At 62.1% G+C, this 15,075-nt stretch carries 14 protein-coding genes; 5 read left to right on the top strand and 9 right to left on the bottom strand.

Going from position 1 to position 15,075, the window contains the following annotated elements; translation table 11 throughout:
• Window positions 1-85 precede the first annotated feature (85 nt).
• Window positions 86-655: a DUF2780 domain-containing protein gene (locus HX803_RS09685; protein ID WP_178920196.1), complete on the top strand. Its 570-nt coding sequence runs from the start codon at window positions 86-88 to the stop codon at window positions 653-655.
• Here the strand turns inward: HX803_RS09685 and HX803_RS09690 are convergent.
• Window positions 652-1,539, bottom strand: a complete 888-nt coding sequence (locus HX803_RS09690; protein ID WP_178920197.1) for an acyltransferase — start codon at window positions 1,537-1,539, stop codon at window positions 652-654. The two genes, HX803_RS09685 and HX803_RS09690, sit on opposite strands and share 4 nt — an antisense overlap.
• Before the next feature lie 174 nt (window positions 1,540-1,713).
• Between HX803_RS09690 and HX803_RS09695 the strand changes: the two genes are divergently transcribed.
• Genes HX803_RS09695 through creD form a run of 4 tightly spaced genes read left to right on the top strand, consistent with a single transcriptional unit; the run spans window position 1,714 to window position 5,756 of the window.
• Complete coding sequence (locus HX803_RS09695; RefSeq protein ID WP_176996664.1) at window positions 1,714-2,214, top strand: ATP-dependent zinc protease; 501 nt, start codon at window positions 1,714-1,716, stop codon at window positions 2,212-2,214.
• Window positions 2,215-2,223: 9 nt separating this feature from the next.
• Complete coding sequence (gene creB / locus HX803_RS09700; RefSeq protein WP_178920198.1) at window positions 2,224-2,892, top strand: two-component system response regulator CreB; 669 nt, start codon at window positions 2,224-2,226, stop codon at window positions 2,890-2,892.
• On the top strand, window positions 2,892-4,331 hold the full coding sequence (creC, locus tag HX803_RS09705; protein ID WP_178920199.1) for a two-component system sensor histidine kinase CreC: 1,440 nt from the start codon (window positions 2,892-2,894) through the stop codon (window positions 4,329-4,331). The genes creB and creC overlap by 1 nt, the downstream gene beginning before the upstream one ends.
• Window positions 4,332-4,382: 51 nt before the next feature.
• Window positions 4,383-5,756 (top strand): cell envelope integrity protein CreD, encoded by a 1,374-nt coding sequence (creD, locus tag HX803_RS09710; protein ID WP_178920200.1) that lies wholly within the window; start codon window positions 4,383-4,385, stop codon window positions 5,754-5,756.
• Window positions 5,757-5,931: 175 nt separating this feature from the next.
• Here creD and HX803_RS09715 read toward each other — a convergent pair whose 3' ends face one another.
• The 8 genes from HX803_RS09715 to HX803_RS09750 all read right to left on the bottom strand — a co-directional run bounded on the left by HX803_RS09715 (window position 5,932) and on the right by HX803_RS09750 (window position 14,903).
• Window positions 5,932-6,561 (bottom strand): glutathione S-transferase, encoded by a 630-nt coding sequence (locus HX803_RS09715; RefSeq protein ID WP_178920201.1) that lies wholly within the window; start codon window positions 6,559-6,561, stop codon window positions 5,932-5,934.
• A 152-nt stretch (window positions 6,562-6,713) separates the two neighbouring features.
• Complete coding sequence (locus HX803_RS09720) at window positions 6,714-6,896, bottom strand: hypothetical protein (protein WP_178920202.1); 183 nt, start codon at window positions 6,894-6,896, stop codon at window positions 6,714-6,716.
• Window positions 6,893-7,996, bottom strand: coding sequence for a PepSY domain-containing protein (locus tag HX803_RS09725; RefSeq protein WP_178920203.1), 1,104 nt, complete (start codon window positions 7,994-7,996; stop codon window positions 6,893-6,895). Before HX803_RS09725 ends, HX803_RS09720 begins: the two co-directional genes overlap by 4 nt.
• A 63-nt stretch (window positions 7,997-8,059) precedes the next feature.
• A complete protein-coding gene (locus HX803_RS09730) occupies window positions 8,060-10,492 on the bottom strand; it encodes a TonB-dependent siderophore receptor (RefSeq protein ID WP_178920204.1) in 2,433 nt (810 codons plus the stop codon).
• 206 nt (window positions 10,493-10,698) lie between these two features.
• On the bottom strand, window positions 10,699-11,661 hold the full coding sequence (locus HX803_RS09735) for a FecR family protein (RefSeq protein WP_178920205.1): 963 nt from the start codon (window positions 11,659-11,661) through the stop codon (window positions 10,699-10,701).
• A complete protein-coding gene (locus HX803_RS09740; RefSeq protein WP_178920206.1) occupies window positions 11,658-12,176 on the bottom strand; it encodes an RNA polymerase sigma factor in 519 nt (172 codons plus the stop codon). Before HX803_RS09740 ends, HX803_RS09735 begins: the two co-directional genes overlap by 4 nt.
• Before the next feature lie 100 nt (window positions 12,177-12,276).
• Complete coding sequence (locus HX803_RS09745) at window positions 12,277-12,984, bottom strand: PolC-type DNA polymerase III (RefSeq protein ID WP_178920207.1); 708 nt, start codon at window positions 12,982-12,984, stop codon at window positions 12,277-12,279.
• Window positions 12,981-14,903 (bottom strand): putative nucleotidyltransferase substrate binding domain-containing protein, encoded by a 1,923-nt coding sequence (locus HX803_RS09750; protein WP_178920208.1) that lies wholly within the window; start codon window positions 14,901-14,903, stop codon window positions 12,981-12,983. The genes HX803_RS09745 and HX803_RS09750 overlap by 4 nt, the downstream gene beginning before the upstream one ends.
• Window positions 14,904-15,075 lie beyond the last annotated feature (172 nt).

Below are 15,075 nucleotides of genomic sequence, written 5' to 3' on the forward strand. Positions count from 1 at the left end.
TGAACTCATCTCGGAGTGGGAACATTCCTTTGGAACTGTCAGTCAAACGCCTGCTTTTTAGCTCCTACTTTCAGAGGTTGTCTTGATGAAGATTTCACGCGGTTTTGCCCTGTCCTGCCTGCTGAGCGTGGCCGCTGGCCCGGTGTTTGCCGCAGGTTTCAGCCTCGGTGACGTGGCCAATGCCGTCTCCGGCGCCCAGGGCAACAACAAGGCGGCGGCAGCGGCGCCCAGCTCACAGACCGCCGGTCTGCTCAGCGCCCTGACCTCGCAATTGAACGTCACGCCAGAGCAAGCGGTAGGCGGCACCGGCGCCATGCTGGGCCTGGCCAAGAACCAACTGAGCAGCACCGATTATTCACAACTGGGCAAAAGCGTGCCGGGCCTGGATCAACTCTCGGGGAGCAATTCCCTGGGCAGCCTCGGTGCCTTGAGCGGGATGCTCGGCCAGAGCGGCGGCAGCAAGACCAGCGGCCTGGATGGCCTGCTGGGTAATGTGAAGAACACCAGCGACCTGAACACCGCGTTCAGCGCGCTGGGCATGGACAGTGGGATGATCGGCCAGTTTGCCCCGGTGATCCTGCAATACCTGGGCGGCCAGGGTGCCAGCGAGTCGGTGCTGGGCAAGCTGGCGCAGGCTTGGGGCACTGGCGGTTAACGCCCTTGCGCGCGCAGTTGTTCGATGCGCGCGTCCTTTTCCATCCAGAGCTGGTTCACCCAGTTCTGGACGGTCTGGCGAAACGCCGGATCATTCTCGTAATCCCCCTGCCACAACGCCGGGTCCAGTTCGCGAGTGCGGATATCAATGATCACCTTCGGCACGGCGCCACTGATCAAGTCCCAGAAACCCGGGATCTTCTCCTGTGGATACACCACGGTGACGTCAAGGATCGCGTCCAGCTGTTCGCCCATCGCCGCCAGTACAAATGCCACGCCGCCCGCTTTGGGCTTGAGCAACCGGGCAAACGGTGAGTCCTGCTGTTTGCGCTTGGCTTCGCTGAATCGCGTACCTTCCAGGTAATTGACCACCGTCACCGGCTGGCGCTTGAACAGCTCGCAGGCTTCTTTGGTGATTTTCAGGTCCTGCCCCGCCAGTTCCGGGTGCTTGGCCAGGAAGGCTTTGGTGTATCGCTTCATGAAGGGGTAGTCCAGCGCCCACCATGCCAGGCCCAGGAAGGGCACCCAGATCAGCTCTTTTTTCAGGAAGAATTTGAAGAAGGGCGTGCGTCGGTTGAGGGTCTGGATCAGCGCCGGGATGTCCACCCAGGATTGGTGGTTGCTGATCACCAGGTAGGAGGTGTCACCGCGCAGGTCGTCGCCGCCGCGAATGTCCCATTGGGTGGGGATGCACAGCGAGAAGATCAGCTTGTCGATTTCGGCCCAGGTCTCGGCGATCCACATCACCGCCCAGGACATGTAGTCGCGCAAGCGGCCGGGGGCAACCAGCTTGAGCAGGGCAAACACCATCAACGGGCCGAACAGGACCAGGGTGTTGAGCAATAGCAGCAGGGTAACGAAACAGCCGGTGAGCAGGCGGCGCATAAGCAACTCTTGGAGTCCGGTGGGCGGGCCATCATAAGAGAGGTGAGTCTAGAGGCCAAATCGCAAATCGCCCGGCGAATGTTTCACAATGTGCCGGGTATGCTGCCAGCGAGCTAACTAACCGGCGCTTTTGCGGTCTAGAATCCGCCTACTTCTTTCCGAGGAAATCACTTCGTGAAACTGCTCCTTGCCGCCTTTGCCCTGGTTGCCTTGCCCGTCATGGCCGCCGAACCGACCCTCTACGGTCGCTACGAATACATCCAATTGCCGGAGATCGGCCAGACCTTCAAGGCCAAGATGGACACCGGCGCCCTGACCGCCTCGCTCTCTGCGCGCAACATCGAAACCTTCCAGCGTGACGGTGACGACTGGGTGCGCTTCCGCCTCGGCGGCAAGGATGCGAGTGACAAGGTCTACGAACACAAGGTGTCGCGCATCAGCAAGATCAAGAGCCGCGCCGATGAAGACGACGACAAGGACGAGGCCACTGTGGCCAAGCGCCCGGTGATCGACCTGGAAATGTGCCTGGGCAACGTCAAGCGCACCGTCGAGGTCAACCTCACCGACCGCAGCAGCTTCAACTACCCGCTGCTGATCGGTGCCAAGGCCCTGCGTGAATTCGGCGCAGCGGTAAACCCGGCACGTCGTTACACTGCTGACAAACCGGACTGCTGACGGACCACCATGGCGCATATCCTGATTGTCGAAGACGAAGCGGCCATCGCCGACACGCTGATATTCGCCCTGCAAGGCGAGGGTTTCACCACCACCTGGCTGAGCCTCGGCCAGGAAGCGCTGGCCCATCAGCGCCAGACGCCGGCCGACCTGATCATCCTCGACATTGGGCTGCCGGACATCACGGGCTTTGAAACCTGCAAGCAACTGCGCCGATTCAGTGAAGTGCCGGTGATGTTCCTCAGCGCGCGGGATGGTGAGATCGACCGGGTGGTGGGGCTGGAGATCGGCGCCGACGATTATGTGGTCAAGCCGTTCAGCCCTCGTGAGGTGACGGCGCGGGTCAGGGCGATCCTCAAGCGCATCGGCCCGGGCACTGCGCCCACGGTGTTTCAGGTGGATCTGGAGCGCATGCAGATCGCCTATCGCGGCCAGCCGTTGAGCCTGACGCGCCATGAGTTCCGTCTGTTGCAGAGCCTGCTGGAGCAACCCGAGCGGGTGTTCAGCCGCGAGCAATTGCTCGATGCGGTGGGCGTGGCGGCGGATGCGGGTTATGAGCGCAATATCGACAGCCATATCAAGAGCCTGCGCAGCAAACTGCGGACCGTGGCGGCCGATGCCGAGCCGATCCAGACCCATCGCGGCCTCGGTTACAGCTACAGCCCGAGCAACAGCTGATGCGCCTGGGGCTGCGGATCTTCCTGGTGTACGCGCTGTTTATCGGCCTCACCGGCTACTTTGTGCTCAGCACGGTGATGAAGGAGATCCGCCCGGGCGTGCGCCAGTCCACCGAAGAAACCCTGGTGGACACCGCCAACCTGCTGGCCGAGATCCTGCGCGATGACGTGAAGAACGGCACCCTCGGCCAGAGTCACTGGCCCGAACTGCTCAAGGCCTACGGCAACCGCCAGCCGGGCGCGACCATCTGGGGCTTGCCGAAGAATCAGGTCAACCATCGCATCTACGTGACCGACGCCCAGGGCACCGTGTTGCTCGACTCCACGGGCGAGGCGGTGGGCCAGGACTATTCCAAGTGGAACGACGTGTACCTGACCCTGCGCGGCGAGTACGGCGCCCGCTCCACCCGCAGCGAACTGGATGACCCGGCGTCGTCGGTGATGCACGTGGGCGCGCCGATCCGCGACAACGGGCAGATCATCGGCGTGGTCACCGTGGCCAAGCCCAACAGCTCGTTGCAGCCCTATGTTGATCGCACGGAACGTCGCCTGTTGTGGTACGGCGCCGGGTTGGTGGTCCTCGGTCTGTTGCTGGGTGCAGTGCTGTCGTGGTGGCTGAGCGTGGCGCTGCGCCGGCTCACGGCTTACGCAGAGGCCGTCAGCGAAGGCCGGCGCGCCGAGTTGCCGCATTACCGGGGCGGCGAGTTGAAGCAACTGTCCACCGCCGTTGAGCACATGCGCACGCAGCTGGAGGGCAAGGCCTACGTCGAGCATTACGTGCACACCCTGACCCATGAATTGAAAAGCCCGCTGGCGGCCATTCGAGGGGCGGCGGAGCTGTTGCAGGGCGATATGAGTCGCGAGCAGCAGCAGCGGTTTGTCGGCAATATCGACAGCGAAAGTGCGCGCCTGCAGCAGTTGATCGAGCGGCTGTTGAACCTGGCGCAGGTGGAGCAGCGCCAGGGCCTTGAGGAGCAGGCGAGTATCCCGCTGGCCGCCATGGTCGACGACGTGCTCAAGGCCCAATGTGCGCGGATCGAAGGCGCCGGCTTGCAGGTCGAGCAGGTGATCAGCGCGGATGTGAAGGTGTATGGCGAACCCTTCCTGCTTCGCCAGGCCCTGGGCAATCTGCTGGACAATGCGCTGGATTTCACGCCACAGGGCGGCACCTTGACGTTCAGCGCCCAAGTCCGGCACCACGACGTGCAAGTCAGCCTGTTCAACCAGGCGGCCGCGATCCCCGACTACGCCTTGCCACGCCTGAGCGAGCGCTTCTACTCGTTGCCACGCCCGGCCAGCGGGCGCAAAAGCACGGGGCTTGGCCTCAACTTTGTCGAGGAAGTGATGAAGCTGCACGGCGGCGCGTTGCAGATCGGTAATGTCGACGGCGGCGTGCAAGTGGTGCTGCATCTCCACACAGTCTCCACATTGCCCACATAAATCGCCCACACAGGCTGCCCAGACTCTCCCCATCAAAACAGGGAGAGACCCATGAACCGCAGTCTGCTTTTCAAACTTGGCGCCATTGCGCTGCTGATCCTGCTGTTGCTGATTCCGTTGCTGATGATCAACGGCATCATCAGCGACCGCCAGCAGCTGCGCGACGGCGTATTGATGGACATCGCCCGCAGCTCCAGCTACAGCCAGCGCCTCACCGGCCCGGTGATGGTGGTGCCTTATCGCAAGACCGTGCGTGAGTGGAAACTCAATGAAAAGCTCAACAAACGCTACGAAGAAACCCGTGAAGAGCGCGGTCGTCTGTATTTCCTGCCGGATCGATTTGAGCTCGACGGCAAAGTGCAGACCGAACTGCGCGCACGGGGCATCTACCAGGCGCGGCTGTTCCATGCCGACACCCGCATCGGCGGACGTTTTGAAGTCCCTGCGCAATTGGGCATCACGGAAGATTTCACGGATTACCGCTTCGAACCGGCGTTTCTGGCGGTGGGCATCAGCGATATTCGCGGCATCGAAAACGCGCTGAAGCTGGAACTGGGCAACCAGCGCCTGGCGTTCGAACCGGGCTCCCAGGTGGATTGGCTGGGTGAAGGCGTGCACGTGGCGCTGCCGCAGCAAGACAGCAAGAAGCCCTACGTGGTGGAGTTCGCTTTCGACCTGCGCCTGCAAGGCACCGAACAGCTGCAAGTCGTACCGGTGGGCAAGACCAGCCAGGTGACCCTGGCGTCCAACTGGCCGCACCCCAGCTTTATCGGCAACTTCCTGCCGGCCCAGCGTGAGGTCAGTGACCAGGGCTTCAGCGCCACCTGGCAAACCTCATTCTTCTCCACCAACCTTGAGCAGGCGCTGCAAAGCTGCCTCGACGGGCAGGGCTGCAAAGACTTCAGCAACCGTGGCTTTGGCGTCAATTTCATCGACCCGGTGGACCAGTACCTCAAGAGCGACCGTGCGATCAAATACGCGCTGCTGTTCATCGCCCTGACCTTTGCCGGCTTCTTCCTGTTCGAGGTACTCAAGAGCCTGGCCGTGCACCCGGTGCAATACGCGTTGGTGGGATTTGCGCTGGCGTTTTTCTACCTGCTGTTGTTGTCGTTGTCTGAGCACATCGGCTTTGCCATGGCCTACTTCATCTCGGCCAGCGCCTGTGTGTTGTTGATTGGTTTCTACGTGTGCCATGTGCTGCGCAGCGTCAGCCACGGCCTGGGCTTTTCGGTGGGGTTGGCGGCGTTGTATGGCTTGTTGTACGGGTTGCTGAGTGCCGAGGATTACGCGCTGCTGATGGGCTCGCTGCTGCTGTTCGGCCTGTTGGGTACGGTGATGGTGCTGACGCGCAAGCTGGATTGGTATGGCGTGGGCAAGCGCAAGGCGGTCGAGCCGTTGCAGTTTGACCTGGAGGCGGTGCAATGATCGGGTTGCGTGAGGATCAGCAGATGAAGGCGCGGATGATCGACTACCTCAACCACGCCACTGCCCAATGTGGGAGCGGGCTTGCTCGCGAAAGCGGTGTGCCAGTCAACGCATCCGTTACTGAAAAACCGCATTCGCGAGCAAGCCCGCTCCCACAAGGGATCAGTGGTGGGCGTTAGGCTGGCGGTTGAGTTTCCAGCATCGAAGGGCGCTGGCTGACCTCGGCGTACCAGGCGGCAAGCTTGGGGTTGTCCTGGCGCCATTGCAGGTCGGGGTGACGGAAGTCCAGGTAACCCAAGGCGCATGCCACGCTGATCGCCGCGATGTCGAAATGGCTGCTCAGCTCGGCAATCGCGTCCTGCTCCAGCTCGGCGAGGGTGCGGCGGATCTTGTTGCGCTGCTCGTCGAGCCATTGGTCCCAGTGTTTTTCCACCGGGCGCATGGCGGTCTCGTAACGCACCAGCACGGCGGCATCCATGATGCCGTCGGCCATCGACGCCAGGGTCAGGCGGCGCCAGCGGGCGGAGCCGTCACGAGGGATCAGCGGGTTGCCGACGTGCTGGTGGTCCAGGTAGTCGAGGATCACCCGGCTGTCGTGCAGTGCCGACCCGTCGGCCAGGCGCAGGGCCGGGATCTTGCCCACGGGGTTGCCTTGCACCACCTGGGCGTCCGGGGCGACTGGTGTCGGCATGCAGGCCTGCAGGGCCACACGGTCCTGCTGGCCGGTTTCGATCAACAGCACGCGCACTTTGCGGACAAAGGGTGAAGCGGGGTTGTGGAACAAGGTCATGCTGGGAGCGGACATGGGTACACCTCACGTTGGGCAGTGGCTAGCCTAGAGATATTGCGGGTGTTTTTGAAGGCCTCTTCGCGAGCAAGCCCGCTCCCACATTCGACCGCGTATTTTCAGATGAAATGCGCTCGAATGTGGGAGCGGGCTTGCTCGCGAAAGCGCCCTCAGCCGCGCCGCTTAACTAACCCCCATACGCCAATGCCAGTGGGAATCCCCAACCCCACCCAGCTGAGCGAATCCCACAGCCCATCCCCCAGCAACGCCGCAAACAACCCCGCCGCACTGAGCACACCAATCCCGAGGGGAATGCCAAACACCTTCCAGAAACTCGACTGCCGCGGCTTCATGGCTTGGCCGCCTTGCGCCGCACGATCCACAGGTAGACCCCGCTGCCCAGCACGATGATGGTCAGCACATCCAGCACCGCCCACAGAATCTTCATCGGCATGCCGCCATAGTCGCCAAAGTGCAGCGGCTGGGACATGCCCATGGCGTCCATGTACCACGGCCGTTCGGCGATGGCGGTGACGGCCAGGGTGCTGGCGTCGATCAGCACTGGCGTGAGCAGGTGCGAGGTGAGGTGGGTGCTGCCTTTCATGAACACCGCGTAATGGTGCTCGCTGGAAAAGCGTGTGCCGGGGAAGGCGATGAAGTCCGGCTCCATGCCGGGCGCAGCCTTGGCGGCGATGGCCAGCAACTCGGTGGCCGGGGCTCGCTGGGTCAGCGGCGGAGCGTTCTTGTACGGCTCGATCATCGCGCTGAGGCTGTCCTGGCGCCAGGCGGAGATGATCAGGTCGGCGCAGGCGCTGATCACGCCCGTCACGCCCACCACCAGCGCCCAGGTCAGGGTGACCACGCCGATCAGGTTATGCAGGTCGAGCCAGCGCAGGCGGGTGGACTTGTCCTGGCGCACGGTGGCGAACTTCAAGCGGCGCATGAACGGCAGGTACAACACCGTGCCCGAGACAATCGCCACCACAAACAGAATGCCCATGAACGCCAGCAACAGCTTGCCCGGCAGGCCGGCGAACATATCCACATGCAAGCGCAGCAGGAACAGCGTCAGCCCGCCATTGGCCGCAGGGGTTTCCACGGCTTCGCCGGTGCGCGCATCGAGCATGAAAGTGTGCGACGAATTGGGTTCGGTGCCGGCCGTGGCGGCCATGATTGCGATCACGCCGTTCTTGTCGTCTTCGTCCCAAGCCAGGTACTGCATGGCTTCGCCGGGGCGATGGGCCTGGGCCTTGGCCACCAGTTGCTCCAGGTTGAGCTGCGGCGTGTCGGCGGGCATCTGCGCCAGTTCCGGCTCGTTGCCCAGCAGGTGGTCGATCTCGTGGTGAAACACCAGCGGCAGGCCGGTAAGGGCGAGCAGCAACAGGAACACCGTGCAGATCAGGCTGGTCCAGGTGTGGATGAAGGACCAGCGGCGGATGGTTTTGCTTTTCATTTTTTCAACCTTCAGACACACCAAAGCCGCCCATTGGGGCGGCCTGGTGATGAACTCAGCCGATTACCACTGGTAGGTGGCGCTGGCGACGACACTGCGTTGGTCGCCGAAGTAGCAGTAAGACGCGTCGCAGGTGGAAATGTAGTCCTTGTTGAACAGGTTCGTGGCATTCAACTTCACCGATGCACCTTTGAGGCTGTTATCGAGACGACCGAGGTCGTAGTGAACGGCTCCGTCGAATACGGTGTAGGCATCGGACTTGCCCAGCCAGGTGTTGGCCTGGTCGCCATAGGTGTTACCGGTGTAGCGCGCACCGAAGCCGATGCCGAAGCCGTCGAGCACGCCGTTGTGCCAGGTGTAGTCTGTCCACAACGACGCCTGCTGGTTAGGTATCAGTTGCAGGCGATTACCTTTGTAGATGCCTGTTTGAACTTCGGACTTAGACAAGGTGTAGGAGGCAATGACCTTGAGGTTTTCGGTGACGTCAGATACCGCTTCCAGCTCCAAGCCTTTGACCTTCACTTCGCCTGCTTGATCAGTGATTGACTGGCTACCCGAACCAATTCGGGTCACCAACACGTTTTTCTGGGTCAGGTCGTAGACCGCTGCGCTCAGCAGTGTGTTGGAGCCGGGTGGCTGATACTTGATCCCCAGTTCCCATTGTTTGCCTTCGGTGGGCTTGTAGGACGTCAACGGGTCGACGCTGGCGTTGCTCGCAGGTTGAAACGACTCGGCATAGGACAGGTACGGCACGAAGCCGGAATCGAATACGTAGCTGATCGCCGCGTTGCCGCTGAAGTTTTTGCTGCGGTCGGTATTGGTGGCGTCTTTTTTATTGAAGTAGGTGGTGCCTTGGTGCACCCAGTCTTCACGGCCACCGAGGGTCAGGCGCCATTTGTCCAGGGCCATCTGGTCTTGCGCGTAGAGGCCAGTCTGCACAGTCTTCTGGTTGTAGTCGTAAAACGCATCGGAGCGCAAAGGACGTACTACTGGCGTGCTGTTGATCGGGTTGAAGATATTGACGCGTCCGGCGCCTCCGTAAATCGACAAGTAAGAGGTGTCGGTACGCTGGTGATCAAGGCCCAGTAGGAGGGTGTGGGTGATGTCGCCAGTGGCGAAGTCGGCCTGGAAATTGTTATCTACAGCGAACTGTCCGATGTTCTCGTCAACATTGGTTGAGAGACGATCCATATTGCCTGCGGCATCTACGGGGGCATAGGCATAGGCACCCACGGTCAGTTGTTGGAAAGACAACTCCGACTTTGTGTAGCGCAGGTTCTGTTTGAACTGCCAAGTGTCATTGAAGCGATGTTCGAACGCATACCCCAGTGCGTAGTAGGTACGGTCGTAGAACTCGTAGTCTGGGTCGCCGAGGTTCTTGTGGTGTGACACTTCGCCCAATGGCGAATGAATTTTGGTGCCCACGATAGGCAGGAACTGGCTAGTAGCACCGGTATCGTCGCGAGTGAACTGCGACAGGAAGGTCAGCTTCGTATCCGGGTCGATGTTCCAGGTCAGGCTCGGCGCGATGTTGTAGCGCTTGTTGTCGATGTGATCGACCTGGGTGCCGGCATCCCGTACCACGCCGCTGAGACCATAGAGGAACTGGCCTTCGTCATCGATCTTGCCGGTGCTGGCGAAGTTGATCTGACGGTAGTTGTCGCTGCCGTATTGCACCTGCACGGCATTGCTCGACTCGGCGCTGGGACGGCGGCTGACCATGTCCAGCAGGCCACCGGGTGGGGTCTGGCCGTAAATCGAAGACGCCGGGCCGCGCAGCAGGGCGAGGCGGTCGAGGTTCCAGGTTTCCGCTTTCGGGTTGGCGTACACACCGCGTGGCAGCGGCAGGCCGTCGAGGAACTGAGTGGGTTCGAAGCCGCGCACACGCATCCAGTCGTAACGGGTGTCGCTGCCGTAGCTGGCGGACACGATACCGGGCATGTATTTGACGGCGTCATCCAGGTTCTGGACGTTGCGGTCCTGCATCTGCTGGCGGGTGGCGACGGAAATCGAGCGCGGTGCTTCGACCAGCGCCGTGTCGGTCTTGGTGCCAGCGGCGGTACGGGTCGCCAGGTAGCCCTGCACCGGGCCCCAGGCGCTTTCGTAATTGGCGTCTTGCCCGGTGATGCTGGTTTCCGGCAGGGCCACCACACCGTCGGGGATCGCAACCAGGGTGAAGGTGCCGGCACTGCTTTGCTCCAGCTGCAAACCGGTGCCACGCAGGGCTTCACGCAGCGCGCCCTGTGGGTCGAACTGGCCTTTGACCGGTGCCGAGGTCTTGCCCGAGGCCAGCGCCGGGTTGAGGGTCAGCGCCAGGCCGGCCTGGCTGGCGATCTGGTTCAACGTGGTGGCCAGCGGCGCCGCCGGCAGGTTGTAGGCGCGCACGTTCGAGGCTTGTTCGGCTGCCATCAGTGCAGTACTGGCCAGCGGGGTGCTCAAGGCAATGGCCACGGCTAACAGGCTGGGGCGCAACAAGGTGTCTAGCGTGCGGGACATAGGGCGGCTCCTGAATGGAAATATTTCTCAATTGCCTAGGTGCCGAACGAGAATTGAAAAGTGATAGGGCGGGGTGAAAATATTTTTTTGGAGGGCCTTGAGGGCCTCTTCGCAGGCAAGCCAGCTCCCACATTTGATTGGGTTCACACGGTCAAAATGTGGGAGCTGGCTTGCCTGCGATAGCAATAGCCCAGGCACCGCCGAACCTAAGGCTTGGCCTTGACCGTCACCCACCACGGCGTGTGCTGCTCGATCTGCACCGGCAAGGTGGGCAGCAGGGCATTGAGTGCCAGGGTGGTGTCATGCAGCGGGAAGCTGCCGGTAATCCGCAGGTCCGCCACGTTCTTATCCACACCCAGGTAACCGGTGCGGTAGCGGCTCAACTCGTCAACCACATCGCCCAGGCGCGCGTTGTCCACTACCAGCATGCCGCGGGTCCAGGCGTCGGTGGCGGGGGTGACGGCCAGCGCAGGGCCCAGGCCGTCGCTGCGCATCAGCACTTGCTGACCTTCCTTGAAGATCTGTTCCTGGTGCAACGCCTCGGGCTGGGCGGCCACGGCTGATTGCAGCACGCTCAGGCGCGTGGCGTCGTCTTCGCGCTTGACGATAAACCGTGTTCCCAGGGCGCGCAGGTTGCCGTCGCGGGTTTGCACATAGAAGGGGCGGGCGTCGTTGTGGCCGGTCTCGACCAGAATCTCGCCTTCCTGCAATACGATCAGCCGGCGCTTTTCATCAAAACGCACGTCAATGGCGCTGTGGGTGTTGAGGTTGATCAGCGTACCGTCCGCCAGTTTCAGCGTGCGTTGCTCGCCTGTCGCAGTGCGTTGATCAGCCATCCAATAGTGGATTGGCACATAGCGCTCACCGGCAAACAACGCCAGGCCGATCACCAGCGCAACACTGGCCAGGCCGCCGCCCAGCTTGCGCACCCGCTGGCGAATGCCTTCGCGCGACTGCAACAGTGCCGCCCGCGCCGGGCCTGAGGCCACGCTGAAACGCTGGTCGAGCATGCCCAGTTGGCGCCAGGCGCGGGCGTGTTCTTCATCGCTGGCCAGCCATTTGGCGAATTCTTCACGCTCCACCGCACTGCCGTCCCCCGAGTCGAGGGACAGTTGCCAGGCAATCGCGGCGTCCAGCACACGGGCCGAAACCGGCCGGGAGCTTGTCACAGCGGCTCGCCATACAGCGCGATGTAGCACTGGCGAATGCCCTGGGCCAGGTACTGGCGCACGCGGGGAACGGAGACGCCGAGGCGCTGGGCGATTTCTGCATGGCCCAGGCCGTCGAGGCGGTTGTAGAGGAAGGCGGCGCGAGCCTTGCTCGACAGCTTGCCGAGCAGGCGGTCGATGGCCTTGAGGTCTTCGAGGATCAGTTGCTGTTCTTCGGGCGAAGGGTGTTCGCTTTCCGGGATCAGCATCAATTCGGTGAGGTAGGCCTGTTCGAGGGCCGCGCGGCGGAAGTAGTCGAACAGTAGCCCTTTGGCGATTGCCACCAGGAACGCCCGTGGCTCGCGGGGTGCGCGCAACTCGTCACGGCCCAGCAGGCGCATGAAGGTGTCCTGGCTCAGGTCTTCGGCGCGACTCGGGCAGGCCACGTTGCGCCGCAGCCAGGCCAACAGCCAGCCACGATGGTCGCGATACAACGCGCCAACAAGCTCACTGTGTGGGTTCTGGACCGACGACAAGGCATCACCGAATAAACAAAAGGTTTAAACTAACGAGAATTATTCGCGATTGTGTCAGAGGCGCCGGATGGGCGCAATTGGCGTCTGTCGGGCAATGCTATTAAAACGATGGCGCTTGCTTGCGCCGTTTCCATTGACTCAAACGCTCTTGCAACGCCTGCGGTGTGTCGATGTGCTGTTGGCGTGCGCGGCTGAACAGGATCAGCATCAGCTCCGCCGTGGCCAAGGCATCGGCACTGGCGTGATGGCGTTCGCCTACGTGCAGCTTGAAGTGCCGGGTCCAATCGTCGAGCCCGGCTTCACGGATGTTCGCATCAGGGCACAGCAGCGGGGCGAGGTCGGCCACGTCGAGAAACGGGTGCGCCAGGCGGTAACCCAGGCTGTCCTTGAGTGCCCTGCAGAGCATGTGTTGATCGAACGGCGCATGAAACGCAAGCAATGGGCTATCACCGACAAACGCCATGAAATCCAGCAGCGCCTCCACCGGGTCGCTGCCGGCGGCGATGGCGCTGGGCCCCAGGCCATGGATCAGTACGCTGGGGCTGAGTTTGGTCTCGGCCCGTTGCAGGGTGCGCTCGAACATCTGCGAGAAGTCCACGGCGCCGTCTTCGATCACTACCGCGCCGATGGACAGCACCTGGTCTCGGTTGAGGTTCAGCCCGCTGGTTTCCAGGTCCACCACGACCCAGCGTTGGCTGTGCAGTGCGCCGTCGCCCAATGCGCCGGCCGCAGGCAGTTGGGCCAGGCGCTGTTGTTGTGTTGCATCGAGCCCGGGTTTTTTCGGGCGCAACCAGTTGAACAGCCTCACAGTTGATACCGCAAGGTCAGGCTGGCTTGCAGGCGTTGGGCCTGGCGCAGGGATTCACGCAGGATGCGCCGGTCCAGGTGGTTGAGGCTGTCGGGGTCGACGCGGTTGGAATACGGCTGGTTCTCACGGGTCTGCAACTGATGCTGCTGCATGCGGGTTTGCTGGATGAAGTGATACGCCTCTTCGTACGCTGCGCCGTCCAGGGGCTCGATCACTTCCTTGGCCACCAGCTGGCGCAGGCGTTCCAGCGTGTTGTTGGCGGGAATGCCGTTGGCCAGGGCCAGCAGGCGCGCACCGTCGACAAAGGGTGTGAGGCCTTGCACCTTGAGGTCCAGGGTGGCTTTCTCACCGCCTTTGCGCGTCAGTACAAACTCACGGAAGCGCCCCACGGGCGGGCGATGGCGCAGGGCGTTCTCGGCCAGCATGCGCTGGAACAACCGGTTGTCCGCCACTTGATCAAGAATGCCCTGGCGCAGTTGCTCGCAGCCGCGCTCATCGCCCCACACCACCCGCAGGTCGAAATAAATGCTCGAGCCCAGCAGGTTCTCCGGCGTGGCCTCGCGAATGAATGCCGCAAAACGCCGCGCCCATTCTGCCCGCGACAGGCACAGCTCGGGGTTGCCGGCCATGATGTTGCCCTTGCACAGGCTGAACCCGCACAGCGCCAGGCTCTGGTTGATCTGCTGGGCCAGTGGCAACAGTCGCCCACGGATCGCCGCCGCCTCGGCCGCGTCCTTGGCGTCGAACAGAATGCCGTTGTCCTGGTCGGTGAACAGCGTCTGCTCACGACGGCCTTCGCTGCCGAAACACAACCAACTGAACGGCACGCCGGGGTCGCCTTTTTCGGCGAGGGTCAACTCGATCACCCGGCACACGGTGTGATCGTTGAGCAGCGTAATGATGTGGGTGATCTGGGTTGATGACGCGCCGTGGGCCAGCATGCGCTCGACCAACTGCCCGATCTCACCGCGAATCGCCACCAGGTTCTCCACCCGGGGCGCATTGCGGATGGTGCGGGCCAGGTGCACCAGGTCGACGCGTTGCAGGGAAAACAGGTCGCGCTCGGACACCACGCCGCACAAGCGCTGGTCCTTGACCAGGCACACGTGGGCGATATGCCGCTCGGTCATGGCGATCGCGGCGTCGAAGGCGCTGTGGTCCGGTGTTAAAAAGAAGGGCGCTTGGGTCATATGACCTTCTATGACCTGATTGAAGTCGCTGGTGCCATCGGCCACCACCTGGCGCAGGTCGCGCAGGGTAAAGATGCCCAGAGGCGTCTTGTGTTCATCGACGATCACGATGCTGCCCACCTGTTGCTCATGCATCAGCGTCACCGCCTCGCGCAGCGGCGTATTCGGGCTGCAGGTGACCGGGTGGCGCATGGCCAATTCGCCCAGGCGCGTGTTCAGTGAGTATTGGGTGCCGAGGGTCTCCACGGCTTTCTGCTGGACCTGCTGGTTGACCTGGTCGAGCAGGCTGCTGACGCCGCGCAGGGCAAAGTCACGAAACGGGCTGGAAAGCGCGAACAGCTTGATGAACGCCGGCTTGTTCAGTTGCAGGCAGAAGGTGTCTTCGGCGGCCTTGTGCTCGGTGCGGGTCGCTCGTTCACCCAGCAAGGCAGCCAGCGGGAAGCACTCGCCGGTGGTGATTTCGAAGGTGGTTTCGGTGGAATCCGGCCGCTCGCCCACGACGCGGCCCTGCTTGACGATATAGAAGTGTTCCACAGGCCCGCCCGAGGGCTTGAGGATGCTGTCTCCGGGGCCGTAGAAGCGTAATTGGCACTGTTCTACCAGGAACGCCAGGTGCGCGTGTTCCATCTGGTTGAACGGTGGGAAGCGTTGCAGGAATTGCAGGGTGCCGTGGATGTTCTGCAACACGGCGGTTTTCCCCGCCTGCGTGAAAGCATCAGCTTTACTCATAACAGTGACCGCAGTTTTTTTGTCGTTATCGTCAGGCATGGTCAACTCCTGCGCAGCGGGTGCCCATTGGACGTAAGTCTAGGTACTGGTAAAACCACTCACGACTAGGGAAAAACCTTACATGACTATCGTCCAAAACCCGTAGAACGCCCACTAGGCAAACTTTCCGACG

The sequence above is a fragment of the Pseudomonas sp. P7548 genome, assembly GCF_013386585.1.
Taxonomy (GTDB): domain Bacteria; phylum Pseudomonadota; class Gammaproteobacteria; order Pseudomonadales; family Pseudomonadaceae; genus Aquipseudomonas.